Raw genomic sequence first — 13,813 nt, 5'->3', positions numbered from 1 at the left:
GCCACCGCGGCACGGGTTTTCACAGGAGCAGCGGATCGCGGCGCCACTCCTCGCCGGGCCAGCGGCGCTGATCGACATCGCCGATGGCGTCGGCGAAGCCGCCGATGTGGTCGGCGAACTCCGCTGCGGTGGGCAGAATCCGGTGTCGGTCCAGCCGCGCGTCACGGATCCGGCACCGCAGCTGGTGCTCGGTCCAGGACGCGGAGTACCCGTGCATCGCGGTACGGTGGGCGACCTCGCCGGTCACCATGGTCAGCAGGGTCCAGCAGACCAGTTCGCCGACCACCGCGGCGTGGATGTGCCGCGCACCGGCATCGTCGGGACGGTCGGCCCCGATCTGGGCGACCTGATCGGCCAGATCGAGCACCTGGGCCGTCGGCGCGGCCTGGTGGATGAGCTTGGCGAACTCGTCGGGATTCCGGACGAGCATGGTGCCGAGGTACACCGCGATCGCCTCGGTGGAACCCTCGAAGATCCTGAACAACCGGTAGTCCCGGAAGTGCTGACCGACCGTGTTGGTGTCGAGGAAACCCCGGGCGGCCATCACCTGGAGGGCGCTGTCGATGGCGCTCCAGCCCAGCTCACACCCGAGGATCTTCGCGCAGAAGAACCAGGCTTCCGGTACGTCCTCGCCCGCGTCCTGCAGGGTCGCGATGCGGGTGAGGAGCGACTCGACGGCCTGCACGCCGGCCCCGGCCTCGGCGAGCACCTCGCGTATCCGCCCGTTCTCGGCCAGCGAGCCGGTGGCGACTCTCCGGCCCTTCACCAATCGCTGGGCCAGCTCCAGCGACCGCATCGCCGCACCCAGCGTCGCCGCGGCCAGCACCACTCGACCGCTCATGAACGCCGCCTTGGCGAGGTCGAGACCGTTCCCCTCCTCGCCGAGCAGAGCAGAGTGGGGAACTCGCAGGTCCTTGAAGCCGAGATCGTATTGTGCGACCGCACGTAGCCCCAGCGTCAGCATTTCCGGACCGATCTCAAAACCGGGGGTTCGGCCGTCCACCAGGAACCCGGTGATGCCGATGGGCCGGCCGTGCTCGTCGCGGAGCCGGGCGAAGACATTCACATACCGCGCGTCCCCACCCAGCGAGATCCATTTCTTGGCGCCGTTGATCGTGTAGGAACCATCGGCGTTCCGGACCCCGTCGGTCGTCATTCCACGGACGTGCGAACCGATACCCGGTTCGCTGATCGCGCTGGTGATCAGTGCCCGCCCACTGGCCAACCGCGGCAGCACGTGGTCCTTGACCTCCTCTGACGCGGCGAGTCTGACCGGCGGAGTCCCCAACGTGTTGTGCACCACGCAGAGCACGGCGAGATTGGCGTCGATGGCGCCGAGCTGCGTGAACACGCGGTTCAGGTCGGCGTGGGAAATCTCCTGCCCACCGTACTTCCGGGGGATCTGCAAACCGAGCAGACCGACGTCGGCGAAGTCGGAGACCATTGCGGGCGGCAACGAGCGGCGCTCGTCCAGCAGCCGGGAGTTGAGGAAATTCCGGGCGTAGTCGCGCAGGAAACCCAGCATCCGCGTCGTCGGCGACGCTTCCGGATGGTCGTCCGTGACAGCCGGGAGAACAGCATCGTGGCGGATGGCTTCCGCATCCATCGCTCGCTCCTCGCGAGGGGTCCTGAAATGGCCAAACTCCGGGACGCACGGGTGCCGGAGTCGGTCACCGGGGCGTCATTCCGGCCCGGGTGACACAGCGAACCTGAGTCTACTGTGGAATTCAATATCACTCAACGAGACCGCGACATCACGAAAGGTCACCTCACTGGCGGCCGCTACGCGAGCGCGTCGATCGGGGGTGGGGTGAAGCCACCGAACTCGCGCTCGATCAGCTCGGCGAAGCGGATCGGGGTGTGGTCCTCGAAGAGCGGGCCGATCAGCTGGACGCCGATGGGCAGCCCCCGCGCCGAGCGGGTGACCGGGACCGCGGTCGCCGGGAGACCGGGCGCCGTCGCGATGCCGGCCCACGCCAGCTGGTCGAAGTAGGAGTGGGCCACGCCGTCGATCGCGACGGTGCGCGCCGAGATCGGCTCACTGTGGTCGTGCGGGATGGCCGGGATCGAGGAGACCGGCGCGATCACGATGTCCACGTCGGTGAAGAACTCAGCCCACTGGGCCCGCTGAACGGCGCGGACGGTGTCGGCCGCGGCCCAGTCGCGATGACTCAGGACGAGACCCCGGGCCCGTTCGGCGGACAACGAGGTGTCGGCCGGGTCGAGGGCGGCCGCCGCCGTCAGAGCGGCCGCGTAGACCTCGGGCGGGAAGCCGGCCGCGATACTCGCCTGGAGCAGCCTCATGTAGGAGCGGGCGCCCTCGGCCAGATCGGGCAGGCGCGGGCTCTGTCGCCGGACCGTCACCCCGGACGCCTCCAGCCGGGTGGCCAGGTCGCCGATCGCGGCGCGCACCTCGGACGAGACCGGGACGAGCGGGTGCGCGTCCAGCACCAGGACCCGGAACGCGCCCAGGTCGTCGTGCCGGGCGGAGCGCACCGCGGTCCGGTAGGCGAGGCCGAGTCCCTCCTCGTCGGCATCGGCGAGCAGGCGGACCATCATTCCGAGATCGGCCGCGCCGCGGGCCAGCGGGCCGACGACACCCAGGTCGCCGCCGAGCTCGGGCAGCGGCCGGGTGCCCGGGAACGTGTGCCCGCGCAACGGGAGCAGACCGATCGAGGGCTTGTGCGCGTACACCCCGGAGAAGTGCGCCGGGACGCGCAACGAGCCACCGATGTCCGACCCCATCGACAGCGCGCCGAACCCCGCGGCGAGGGCGGCGGCCGAACCGCCGGACGAGCCACCCGGCGTACGCCCGAGGTCCCACGGATTGTTCGTGGTGCCGTAGACCGGGTTGTACGACTGGAAGTCGCCGAGCGCGAGCGCCACGTTCGTCTTGCCGAGAATGACCGCCCCGGCCGCCGCGAGCCGGGCGACCACGACCGCGTCGGCGGCCGCCGTGTTGTCCTTGAAAGGCGGGAATCCCCAGGTCGTGGGCAGTCCGGCGATGTCGATCGAGTCCTTGATGGTGATCGGGACGCCGAGCACCGGCCCGGTCTCTCCCCGGGCCCGCGCCGCGTCGGCCTCGCCCGCCGCCGCGAGTGCCCGGTCGAAGTCCGCCACGCAGATCGCGTTGATGTCGCCGTCGAGTCGTTCGATCCGGTCGATCGCGGCCGTGGCGAGCTCGACCGCCGACATCTCACCGCTCTCCATCGCCGCGGTGAGTTCAGACGCGGTCGAGTACGCGTAGTCGGTCATACCCACAGACTGCCCCATCGCGGCGGCTCGCGTGCCCCCGCACGAGCCCACCGCGACGGGTCAGGCGAACAGATCCGCCGGGCGTCCGCCGTCGGGCCGGAACCCGAACGGACGCGCCGGACGGGCTCACAGGTCGAGGTCGGCTTCGATCTGTCGCAGCTTGTGCCGGGCCAGGCCGAGGTTGGCACGGTTCTTGTGCAGCGCCAGGTACAGGAACATCGTGTCACCGCTGCCGCGGGTCCGCAGCAGCCGGATCAGGTGATACTGCGAGTCCAGGGTGATCAGGATGTCCTCGATGCCGTCGCCGAGACCGAGCATCTGCATGGTCCGCATCTTGGCGCGGACGAGGTCGGTGTTTCCTGCGGCGGCGACGGTCATGTCCATCGTGTGGTCGCCGCCGCTGACGCCCAGGGTGAGACCGCTCGTGTGGTCGCACAGCGCCACGCCGATGGCTCCCTCGATGGCCATCGCCTCTTTGAGTGACTGCTCGATGTCGGCCATGTGATGCTCTCCCTCTGTCGAATGCCCGGGTGGCGCCTGTCGCAGGTCACGTCGGGGATCTCACCTGATCGCGATTCGGTCGGCCCGGTGCGGCGGCGGTCCCGTCCGCCGAGTGGTCACGCGGTGGAGTCCGTGCCGAGCTGCTCCCGCAGGCCGTCACGGTCGGTCAGCACGTTGGCCAGAATCCGGCGCCCCGCCGCGAGCAGATCCGCCACATCGGGCGTGCTCAGCGTGTAGACCACCAACGCGCCCTCACGCGTCGAGGACACCAGGCCGGCTCGGCGCAGCACGGCCAGCTGCTGCGACAGGTTCGACGGTTCCACGTCGATCTCGGCCAGCAGGTCCCGCACCGCCCGGGGCCCGTCCTGCAACAGTTCGAGGACACGGACACGAACCGGATGGCCCAGCGTACGGAACAACTCGGCCTTCGCCTGATAGAGCGGCACCCGACCCGACACTCGTCACCCCCGCCCGGACCCAGACTTGCCGATATGCCGAATTGAAGAATTCTTCAAGTCGGAATGCTAGCAGTCCGCTGCGGCGAGGGGCACTACCGCCCGCCGGCGGCAAAGAGCCCCCGCGCTCCGGTCCGTCAGTGAGAAACGCGGCGGTCATTCGCGTTCGCCGCCTCGAAGACTCACCGACGCGATTCGTTGGAGGTTGAGGACGTTGTCGATCCTGGGGGCGCGGCGGTCGCGTGGGGACGGCACGCTGTTCGCACGAGCGACGCCGAGCAAGGTCACGCTGACCGAGATCTACTCGGTGGAGCAGGACATCTCCAAGAACAAATCACTCCGGCAGGCCGGCGACGGTACCGGCCGGATCGAGATCCTCGTCCCGTACGACGGGAGGGAGTTCTTCTCCCGGCTGGCCGTCGCCGACGTACAGCAGGGTCTCGGAGCGCAGCAGGGGATGACCGGTGATCGGCGGGCGACGATCGGGCACCTGCTGATCTCCGATCACACCCGGACGACCGGGCTGCTGCCCAGCCTGCGACTGCACGGGACGGCCGGCGCACTGCCACTGACCGTCCCGATCGCGACGGCGGACGGGACGCTCGATCTGACCGGTGACCGGAAGGCGTGCAGTATCGCCTACGACTACCAGCCCGCGAACCCGTCGCTCAATCCGATCGAGCTCGACGTCGGGCTGGACGACCCGGACAGCCTGTCGCACGCGTTCGAGACCGTGCTGGACAGCGTGACCCGGAAGCGGGAGGAGCCGTCGAAGATCATCGAGCGGCTCCGGCAGCAGGCCAGTTTCGACAGCGAGCTGTTGCTGCGCATCACCGTGAAGATATCGATACCGATCAAGTACGCGACGGCGAAGCCCAAGCCCGTCGTGAAGCACATGTCGATCGCGTGGCCGGCACTCACCTCGTTGCGCAGCACCCAGCTGTACGTGGCGGAGCCCGGCCCGGACGCCGGTGGGCCTTCGATCCGGGAGGCGCCGATCCGCTACAACCCGGCCAAGGACAGGGGGCGGCTGGAGTGGCAGGACGTGCCGGTGCCACAGGTCGCGATGGAGGGCGAGCAGACGAGGGGCAACCTGCGCAGCTATCACGAGGTCTCCCTCTTCCTGAAGATCGGGCATCCGGGCGAACTCTTCCAGCAGCGGGAACTCGCGGTCGAGGCCCAGGTGGACATCACCGGCTACCTGCTGTCCGGGTTGGACGTACGGCCCTACGACGCGACCGGGCAGCGACAGGTCCGGCGGCCCGAGGTGACCACCAAGCTGAGAGTCCACGCGACGATCTATCCGGACGACATCTTCGCCACTCGGCGCTTCTCGCCGTACCAGCAATTCGTCTTCGACGACGTCATACCGGATGAGCAGCGCATCACCGACATCCTGACCGTGCTGAACAACGCCGGGTTCAAGGCCGAGAAGGTACCGGCGCCCGGCCCTCCGGCCCCTCCCGACCCGGTGACCCCGAGCTGGCTGTTGCAGGCCACCCGCAGCCACGGGCCGGACGAGCTGTTCCTGCTGGTGGCGGTGGAGGGCAGGCGTACCCGCCTCGACCGTGAGCAGATCCTGGGCGACCGGGTCAGGATCCGTGACGACAAGGAGAGCGGCCAGCTCAAGGTTTCGGTGCTGGGCACGCTGCCGGTGAACCACCGGGAGCTGACCCGCGAGATGAACGCTCTGCAGCTGACGTTGCGCGAGCGGTTCCGCTTTCAACAGACCTCGAGGAAGTGAGCGGTTCATGACCGAAACCCTGGTGGATCGCGCACCCCGAGTGCGCTGTCACGAGTGTGGTAGCGCCGCCGTCTTCTCGGTGTGCCACCACTGCCAGCGGCCGATGTGCGACGAACACACGCCACTCATCCTGGACCAGGACGGCGTCCGGGTACGTACACCCGGCGGCGGGGGCGAGGCACGGGCGGTCAGCCGCGAGTTCGCCGGCCTGCAGTTGGGCAGCAGCCTGCGGGAGGCCGTTTATCACTGCAAGGAACACGACCACATGGTCGGGGGCCTGCGATGGCGAGTCGTCGGCGCCGGGATGGCCATCGCCGTACCAGGCTTTCTGTTGCTCTTCGCCGCCACCACCCCCGGCCTGCTCCTGCTGCTGCTCGGCGCCCTGGTGGCCGGCGGTGAGATCGGGTACCACCGGTGGGCGACGGAGAGGCGCCTCCGCCCACCGCTGCCCCTCGTCCCCCAGGTGAACACGGTCGACCTGGTCGAGCGACTGACCGGATACGTCCGGCTGGATCAGGACGAGTACACCGCCTCGGTGGAGAGCGTCACGGGCGCCATGACCGTCGACATGTCGGCCAACGACGGCTACACCGTGCTGCAGGCGTACCGCCGGAAGTTCAAGGTCCCGCCACCGGAGCCGGTCGAATTCGCCGCCGGGTTCCTCCTGTTGAAAGGGAATGCCGGGCTGGCGTTCCGGGCGGGGCAGTCGCCGGTGCTCGCCGGTGGCGCCGGTATCTCGCTCGGCGGTGGATCCGCCGACGAGCACGACCTGTTCCCCGACGATCCGGAGTTGCAGCATCGCGCGTCCACCATCACGATCGACTACGAGGTGCAGGACGGGCGCAAGCCGCCGGAGATTCCGCTGTGGATCGTCCCGTCGCTGGTGCCGGCGTCGGACCGGCGGGCCATGGAGATCGACCTGCACTGGGTCGGCCTCGGCCCCGAGGGCGAGCGGCTCGAACTGGCCGGGTTCGACCTGATCGAACTGCGGGTTCCACTCGGTTGGGGCGACGTGGACGGCGCCCGGCCCGGCGGGGTGGAGACCGGCCGGGACGGCGACCGCCGGCTGGTCCGGTGGCAACAGCTCCCCACGCCCTCGCAGACGACCGGCAGCCTCACGCTGGGGCTTCGGTTCGAACGGCCGATCCGGGAGGTCCCCGCCTCGCCCGCGCCCCTGCTCGACGGCGCCGGCCCGGTCGACGACGAACGAACCCGGCTGACGTTGTCGGGCACCGTGGAGGCCACGTTCAACGGGCTGCTGTCCGGTGCCACCGGCGTCGCCGTCTATCTGCCCGGCGGCGGTCAGGGCAACCAGCCGCAGGTCACGACCCAGACGAAGGTGTCGGTGAACTTCGACGTCAGCATCCGGTCGCTGCGCTACCAGGAGGTACGGGTGGTGCCGGACGAGCATTGTCCCGACGACGTGGCGTACGGCCGGAACAGGACCGACGAGTTCCCCGGGGTGGTGCCCGACCCGCGTACGGTCGCGGAGCTGACCAACACGATCAGCGCGGACAGCTACTACGTCAAGAGCGTCGTGGAGCACCTGCCGTTCCGGGACGACGGCCGGCCCAACGTGGTGAACCGGGTCTGGGACATCACGGGCCGGCTGTACTCCGGCGTGTTCCCGATCGACTTCGACATCAACCTGCGCGGCGAGGAGTCCGGCCCGGCCGGCGCACTGAACGGCAAGACCGTCGCCCAGGTCAGCGTGAAGGGCGCCTACGCGCTCGGCACTCTCGTCGGCCCGGACGGCACCGGCCCGGACGGGGTGATCGTCGAGCCGGACGAACGCGGGGACGAACTGCTCAAGCGGATCGAGGACACCTGGATCGGATTGCACGACCGGGTCATCCAACTGCTCGCCGGCCGGGCCGGGCGGGCCGCCGGCGCCCCCGCCATCAGCGGGCCGCCGGACGATGCCCTCACCGGCGAGGTGATCGAACCACCGGCCGGCGAATCCTGGCACGAGCCCGGCATCTCCCCCGCCGCGCTCGCCGACAAGCACCGCCGGGCCGCCGACGTCGCGCTGCTCGAAGGACGGATCTCCGAGCAGACCCATCGCCAGATCATCACCCGGATCCAGGCCGAGCTCGACGAGCGGAGAGGACCACGATGAGCATCAAGTGCGGCATCAACGGCGAGGATCTGGACGAATCGCAGATCTTCCTGTGCCACCACTGCGGCATGCCGGTGTGTGAACTGCACGGCTGGATCGTCGCGGCCGACGACGCGTTCGCCGACTCCGAGCCCGAGTCCTCGCCGGCACCGCGGCCGGCCATGCACTGCCGCAGCTGCGCCGAACGGTTCCACAAGACCGTAGCCAAGCGGCACGGATGGGCCGAGCCGGCGGCCCAGCCGTGATCGAGGTTTCGGTGACCGGCGACCTGGTCACGGGGCTGCGGTCGGCACTGTCGATCAGATTCGTCAACACCGGCACCGGGCCCTGCACGGACATGGTGTTCACGGTCGGCCTACCGCCGGGGATCGTGCTCCTGGGCGGAACCGACCGGGTGGTGCTCCCGGTGCTGGCGGCCGGCCGTACCCACGTTCACGAGCTCACCCTGCAGGCCCGGACCCCGGGCCCGTTCGACCTGGTGTGCACCAACTTCTCCTACCGCGACGAGAACCACGAACCGGTTCGCGTCACCGGGTGGCGAGCCGGCCTGTCGGTACGGGCCGCCCCCGTGGTGGCACCCGTCCCGCAGCCGACCGGACGGCTCGGCGTCATCTGCGAGACCCCGAACCTGGTTCTCGGCGCGTGGGACGAGCTGCGCATCCTGGTGATCAACGACGCGGGGATCCCGTTGGAGGACGTGATGATGGCTGTCACCGGGCCGTTCTCCGGAGCCGTCCCGCGATCCCGGATCTCCGTCCTCGGCCCGGGGATGATGGCCCGGTTCACCTTCCAGGTCAATGTGGCCGAGGCCGGACGGCACGTGCCGCTGACGGCCCGAACCACGTACACGAGCGGCGGCGCGGTGACCCGTACCCAGGTGGACCACCTGACCGTGGCCGCGCAGCCCCCGGTACCGCCGTCACCGCCGCCCTCCAGCGTGCCGCAGAGCATCCTCTATCTCGCCGCGAACCCCCGCGATCTGCCGCCGCTGCGATCCGACGAGGAGATGCGCAGGGTCAAGGAACGGCTGCAGCTCGCCCGCAATCGCGACCGGTACCGGATCGAACCGGCACTCGCCGTCCGCTTCGACGACATCAGCCAGTCGCTGGTCGACCACCAGCCCGCGGTCGTGCACTTCTCCGGCCACGGCGACCGCGACGGGAATCTGGGCATCGAGGACAACGACGGTCGCTGCACCAAGGTCACCCCGGAGGGCCTGGCCGCCCTGTTCAGCCTGCACAGCAGGACCCTGCGCTGCGTCATCCTCAACGCCTGCTACAGCGAACGCCTGGCCTGGCAGCTCGCACCCCACGTCGGGCACGTGGTCGGCATGCGCTCCGCTATCGGCGACCCCGCGGCGATCGAGTTCAGCGTGGGCTTCTACCTCGGCCTGTTCGACGGCCACCCGGTCCCGGATGCCTTCGCCCGAGGCCGAGCACACCTGCTGAGCCGGCCCGGTCTCGCACCCGAGCACCAGACCCCGGTGCTCTTCCCACCCGGCCCATCGTGGTGAACCGGAACGGTCCTGAACCACGGTTCCACGGCTCAGGCCCTCGACAATCCTGCGCGGCCCTGATCGGCGGCATCCGCACAGGCGCTGCCGACACCCGACCAACGCCCCGGGCATCACACCATCTAGAACGCGCTCTGAAGTCCTTCGACGCGCGCGCTGAGGGCGGCGATGCGGCTCTCCAAGGTCCCGGTGACGATGTGGAACGGGATGCCGGCCGTGGCGAGGGTCCGCAGCAGCAGGGCGTCGGAGAGTTCGCGGAATCGCTCGCTGATCGGCTTCGCCGGGCCGGGCAGCGGGAATTCGATCGGAAGGTGCACGACCAGGTCGTAGGTACGAGCGGCACGGTGGAGGAGCTCCGGTCCGAGGGCCGAGATAGTCATCGATGCTGGACAGACGCATGTCTTCCTCCAGGGGATCGGACCGTTCGGGTCGCTTCGCGATCGACGGCCGTGGGCGCGATCATGCCGAGACGTTCTCGGTGGCCTCCCTCGCCCCGAGCGCCGGTGCCACGGCGGTACGCAGGAAGATCGCGATCAACACCGCGCCGGCCAGGATGATGAGACCGTCGACCAGGAAGCCGAACGTGGTCCCGGAGAGCACGCCCGCCGGGGTGGCCACGCCGTCGTGCAGTTCGCCGTACTGTGTGGCGGCGATCGCCGACACGACCGGGGTGCCCAACGTGAAGCCGATCTGCTGGGTCATGGTCGCGAGGCCTGTGGCGAGGCCCTGCTCGTCGTCGGAGATGCCCGAGGTGGAGACCACCGTGTAGGAGACGATCGCGAGCACGTGGCCGAAGCCCCCGACGAAGGTGGTGAGCAGCACCACGGCGACGCTCACCGTCATCTCCTGGCCGAGCCAGAACAGCACACCGGTGTTGACCGCCTGCACGACCAGGCCCAGGACCAGCGTGTTCTTCGCACCGAGACGACCGATGACCTTGGAGGAGAGGCTTCCGCCCAGGAACGCGCCGGTGCCCAGGAAGCCGAACATCAGACCGGCCTGGAACGGGCTCAGGTCGAGCACCTGCTGCATGTAGAGCGTCAGCAGGAAAGCCATCCCCGACTCCATCGAGAAGGTGAGCAGGCCACCGAGGTTTCCCCACCGAACCGAGTTGCTGTGCAGGACGCTGACCGGAGCCAGCGGCGCCGACGACTTCAGTTCGATCAGATAGAAGGAGACCAGCAGCACGATCGCGGCACCGAGCGACACGAGTGTCTCCGGCGAGCTCCATCCCGCCCGCTCGGCGCCGGTCAACCCGAAGACCAGTGCCAGGAGCCCGAGGGTCACCGTGATCGCACCCGGAACGTCGAGCTTCGGCCGGTTGGGCGACCTGGACTCCGTGATCAGCCCCAGCGCGGCGACGAAGAGCACTATGCCGACCGGGATGTTGATCAGGAAGTTCCACCGCCAGGACAGGAGGTCCGTGAGCACACCGCCCAGCACCGCGCCGACCGCGAAGCCCAGGGAGAGCAGCGCGCCGTTGAGGCCCAGAGCCCGGTTACGCAGCGGTCCTTCCGGAAAGCTCGTCGTGATCAGCGCCATGCCGGACGGGGTGACGATCGCGGTGGCCAGACCCTGCGCGGTCCGGGCAATGATCATCATCTCGGGTGACGTCGCCAGCCCGCCCACCAGCGACGACACGGTCAGCATGAGCATGCCGAACAGGAACAGCCGCTTGCGGCCGAACAGGTCACCGATCCGGCCGAACAGCAGCATGAACCCGGCGGCGGTGAGCGCGAAGGCGGTGACCACCCACTGGAGACTGTCGATGCCGAATCCCAGATCACCCTGGATCTCGGGTAGCGCGACGGTGAGGATGGAGAAGTCGACGGCGAACATGAACTGTGCGCCGAGCAGGACGACCAGAGTCGCTCGCTGTCTGGCCGTCATGCGCGGCGGCGCGGCGGCGGTAGCGAAGGTGTTTGCCATACGCCGAGCGTCCGACGAATGCGCAGAAGCAGGAAGTGCGTGGCTAACCTAGTAGCCGCACCAACACCCTCACCACCCGGGATCGTCCACCGGCTCCCACGACGGCCCCTGGGCACCGGTGATCACCCGGCCGAACACCACGTCCGCGAAGTGCACGCCGAAGCCGACGGTATCCGGTTCGGCGAGCGCCGCGATGAGCGCCTGCCGGCTCCGTACCGCCGCGGCGTGGTCGGCGTCGAACACCGACCGCCACTGCGGGTGGCCGATCTGCACCGGTGTATGCATCGTGTCCCCGAAGGCGATCAACCGCCGGCCCGCCGAGGAGAGCACGTACGCCGTGTGGCCCGCGGTGTGCCCCGGTGTCCGCCACACCGTCACGCCGGGGAAGATCTCTTCTCCGTCCCCGGCACGCACGAGCCGCTGGGACGGGTCCCGGGACGCCCGCAGCGGGCTCGGCGCCGTCCACTCCACGGCCGAGGCGACCACGGTGGCCTCCCGGAACGCCGGCGCCTGCCCCGGCCTCGGCAGCGCCCAGCCGACATGATCGTCGTGGAAGTGCGTCAGCGCCAGGACATCGACGTCCGCCAGGCTTCGACCGATCCGCCGGAACCCATTCAGAAGATCACCGCCGATCAGCCGGCCCAGTGCGGGGTGGGACTGCTCCGCGGAGACCTGATGGGCCCCGTAGCCGGCGTCGATCAGCAGGGTCCGGCCCTGATGCTCCACCAGCAGGCCGCCGATGGAACCCACGAGGAATCCCTCGTCGTCGAGGTGGTCCGCGTGGGCCGACCAGTCGTCGTCCGACGATTCCGGAAACCAGATGCGGGGATTCATCTGCACCAGGCCGTCCGGCACGTAGGTGATCTGATGTTCCCCGAAGCGAAAAGCCCGGGGCGGTGACTCCGCTTCAACCGGTCGGTGTCAGTCAAGGTCACGGAGAATCCTCCAGAGAATGCGGATGCGTCAGGCAGAAGGCCGGAGGGCGGCCGCACCGGCGGTGCTCACGATGCGCCGCACGACGGCCTCGGTCCCGGTACCCGGAATCGGCAGGAACACTACCATCGACAGTCCGATGCGATCGGTGAATCGCAACGACGTACGATTGAAAGCAGCCTTTCCGGCACCCGGATGAAACCACAGATCTGGACCGCAGGCATCATCCTCCACGATCCGCCGCGACCAGAGTTCGGAGAATTTACGGCTCGTGTCCGCCAGCTTTCCAGCGATGGACTCGAATTTCGGATCGTCCGGATATCGAGCCACCTGCGAACGGAAGCGCGCGACCAGCGGATACGCTTCCTCGTCCCATAGCGGATACAACGTCCTGGCATACGGATCGGTGAAGAAGTACTCGAGGACGTTGATCTGCGAGCGGGCGGAGGACTTCCAGAAGGCGTCGAAGGTGCTGTTCGCCGTCACCACGTTCCAATACCGGTCGACGATGTAGGCCGGATTGGGCAGCCAGTTGTCGGCGAACGGACTGAGCGCACGCACGTCCGGCCGGAAGACCGAGTCGACGTGCTCCACGCTGAGGCCCGCCAGCCTGCGCATGTACAGCCGCTGAGTGTCGTCGAGTCCCAGCACTCGGGCGATGGAGTCCAGCACCTCGCCGGAGACGTTCGGCGCGCGGCCCTGCTCGATCCAGGTGTACCAGGAGACACCGACACCGGCGAGCAACGCCACCTCCTCCCGGCGCAGACCGGGAGTCCGTCGCCGGCCCGCGGCCGGCAGCCCGACCTGATGGGGCGAGGTCTCGGCCCGCCGGGCGACGAGGAATTTGCCCAACTCAGCGAGACGAGGGGGCACATCCGATTCGATGGCAAGTTTCCGCACGCGTTCAGGCTAGGAGAGACCTCGCCCATTAACAAGGCCGCTGATAGGTGCCACCGGGGGCGGTATAGCAGCCGGCCAACATTCACGAACAGGAATCACGAACGACATCGCGCGGCTGCGCGATGTCGTTCGTGCACGATGAAATATGAGGTCAGACGGTCTCCCGCTTCCGCGAGATCAGATCAGTGAAGTGATCTCAGCAAGATCCGGGTAGGTATTTGTATTCGAAATGGGTCAGGTGGAGCGCGGCGGCGACGATGTCACCGGTTCTGCGTGGACTGGCGGTGGTGCGGCGAAGGGTTTTCCAGCGCCCGATCAGGATGGCGAAGCCGCGTTCCCCTTGCCACCTCATGCCTCAATGCCGTTAAGTTAAGGCGTTTGGGCAGGCCACGATGGGTATCGCTGGTTCGGGGTGGCGGGTTCCGTGGTCGGTGGGGCGTTTGACGCGGTGGGAGTTGTGGCGG

At 68.7% G+C, this 13,813-nt stretch carries 12 protein-coding genes and 1 pseudogene; 4 read left to right on the top strand and 9 right to left on the bottom strand.

All coding sequences use genetic code 11. The annotated features are described in order from the left end of the window. Window positions 1-19 precede the first annotated feature (19 nt). The 4 genes from AB0M08_RS10490 to AB0M08_RS10475 all read right to left on the bottom strand — a co-directional run bounded on the left by AB0M08_RS10490 (window position 20) and on the right by AB0M08_RS10475 (window position 4,202). Window positions 20-1,606, bottom strand: a complete 1,587-nt coding sequence (locus AB0M08_RS10490) for an acyl-CoA dehydrogenase family protein (RefSeq protein ID WP_364491293.1) — start codon at window positions 1,604-1,606, stop codon at window positions 20-22. Window positions 1,607-1,782: 176 nt separating this feature from the next. Further along, window positions 1,783-3,255, bottom strand: a complete 1,473-nt coding sequence (locus AB0M08_RS10485) for an amidase (protein ID WP_364491291.1) — start codon at window positions 3,253-3,255, stop codon at window positions 1,783-1,785. Between the two features lie 126 nt (window positions 3,256-3,381). After that, window positions 3,382-3,756, bottom strand: a complete 375-nt coding sequence (locus AB0M08_RS10480) for a hypothetical protein (RefSeq protein WP_364491289.1) — start codon at window positions 3,754-3,756, stop codon at window positions 3,382-3,384. A 116-nt stretch (window positions 3,757-3,872) separates the two neighbouring features. Then, the gene (locus AB0M08_RS10475) at window positions 3,873-4,202 is read right to left on the bottom strand and encodes a metalloregulator ArsR/SmtB family transcription factor (RefSeq protein WP_364491287.1); all 330 of its coding nucleotides are present in this window, start codon (window positions 4,200-4,202) and stop codon (window positions 3,873-3,875) included. Window positions 4,203-4,425: 223 nt separating this feature from the next. Here AB0M08_RS10475 and AB0M08_RS10470 point away from each other — a divergent pair, with 223 nt between their 5' ends. The 4 genes from AB0M08_RS10470 to AB0M08_RS10455 are packed head-to-tail and all read left to right on the top strand — an operon-like array spanning window position 4,426 to window position 9,587. Then, the gene (locus AB0M08_RS10470) at window positions 4,426-5,955 is read left to right on the top strand and encodes a hypothetical protein (RefSeq protein ID WP_364491285.1); all 1,530 of its coding nucleotides are present in this window, start codon (window positions 4,426-4,428) and stop codon (window positions 5,953-5,955) included. 7 nt (window positions 5,956-5,962) lie between these two features. Then, on the top strand, window positions 5,963-8,074 hold the full coding sequence (locus AB0M08_RS10465; RefSeq protein WP_364491283.1) for a hypothetical protein: 2,112 nt from the start codon (window positions 5,963-5,965) through the stop codon (window positions 8,072-8,074). After that, the gene (locus AB0M08_RS10460) at window positions 8,071-8,319 is read left to right on the top strand and encodes a hypothetical protein (protein WP_364491281.1); all 249 of its coding nucleotides are present in this window, start codon (window positions 8,071-8,073) and stop codon (window positions 8,317-8,319) included. The genes AB0M08_RS10465 and AB0M08_RS10460 overlap by 4 nt, the downstream gene beginning before the upstream one ends. Window positions 8,320-8,330: 11 nt before the next feature. After that, a complete protein-coding gene (locus tag AB0M08_RS10455; protein WP_364491279.1) occupies window positions 8,331-9,587 on the top strand; it encodes a CHAT domain-containing protein in 1,257 nt (418 codons plus the stop codon). A 122-nt stretch (window positions 9,588-9,709) separates the two neighbouring features. On the opposite strand, the gene AB0M08_RS10450 is transcribed toward AB0M08_RS10455, so the two are convergent. The 5 genes and pseudogenes from AB0M08_RS10450 to AB0M08_RS10430 all read right to left on the bottom strand — a co-directional run. Next, window positions 9,710-9,967 (bottom strand): hypothetical protein, encoded by a 258-nt coding sequence (locus AB0M08_RS10450; protein WP_364491277.1) that lies wholly within the window; start codon window positions 9,965-9,967, stop codon window positions 9,710-9,712. Between the two features lie 79 nt (window positions 9,968-10,046). Continuing rightward, on the bottom strand, window positions 10,047-11,516 hold the full coding sequence (locus tag AB0M08_RS10445) for an MFS transporter (protein ID WP_364491275.1): 1,470 nt from the start codon (window positions 11,514-11,516) through the stop codon (window positions 10,047-10,049). A 69-nt stretch (window positions 11,517-11,585) separates the two neighbouring features. Next, window positions 11,586-12,350, bottom strand: a complete 765-nt coding sequence (locus AB0M08_RS10440; RefSeq protein WP_364491273.1) for an MBL fold metallo-hydrolase — start codon at window positions 12,348-12,350, stop codon at window positions 11,586-11,588. Between the two features lie 129 nt (window positions 12,351-12,479). Beyond that, the gene (locus AB0M08_RS10435) at window positions 12,480-13,349 is read right to left on the bottom strand and encodes a helix-turn-helix transcriptional regulator (protein WP_364491271.1); all 870 of its coding nucleotides are present in this window, start codon (window positions 13,347-13,349) and stop codon (window positions 12,480-12,482) included. Between the two features lie 196 nt (window positions 13,350-13,545). Continuing rightward, window positions 13,546-13,701 (bottom strand): annotated as a pseudogene (locus AB0M08_RS10430) (IS5/IS1182 family transposase); the annotation flags it as partial. Window positions 13,702-13,813 lie beyond the last annotated feature (112 nt).

Origin of the sequence: Actinoplanes sp. NPDC051851 (assembly GCF_040681165.1) — a bacterium.
Taxonomy (GTDB): Bacteria; Actinomycetota; Actinomycetes; order Mycobacteriales; family Micromonosporaceae; genus Actinoplanes.
The sequence above is the reverse complement of the archived record's forward strand: the minus strand, read 5'-3'. Positions and strand labels throughout refer to the sequence as shown.

Coding starts and splice junctions, on each gene's coding strand:
- AB0M08_RS10490 (WP_364491293.1), bottom strand. CDS start 1,606: ATGGATGCGGAAGCCATCCGCCACGATGCTGTTCTCCCGGCTGTCACG.
- AB0M08_RS10485 (WP_364491291.1), bottom strand. CDS start 3,255: ATGACCGACTACGCGTACTCGACCGCGTCTGAACTCACCGCGGCGATG.
- AB0M08_RS10480 (WP_364491289.1), bottom strand. CDS start 3,756: ATGGCCGACATCGAGCAGTCACTCAAAGAGGCGATGGCCATCGAGGGA.
- AB0M08_RS10465 (WP_364491283.1), top strand. CDS start 5,963: ATGACCGAAACCCTGGTGGATCGCGCACCCCGAGTGCGCTGTCACGAG.
- AB0M08_RS10460 (WP_364491281.1), top strand. CDS start 8,071: ATGAGCATCAAGTGCGGCATCAACGGCGAGGATCTGGACGAATCGCAG.
- AB0M08_RS10450 (WP_364491277.1), bottom strand. CDS start 9,967: ATGACTATCTCGGCCCTCGGACCGGAGCTCCTCCACCGTGCCGCTCGT.
- AB0M08_RS10445 (WP_364491275.1), bottom strand. CDS start 11,516: ATGGCAAACACCTTCGCTACCGCCGCCGCGCCGCCGCGCATGACGGCC.
- AB0M08_RS10440 (WP_364491273.1), bottom strand. CDS start 12,350: ATGAATCCCCGCATCTGGTTTCCGGAATCGTCGGACGACGACTGGTCG.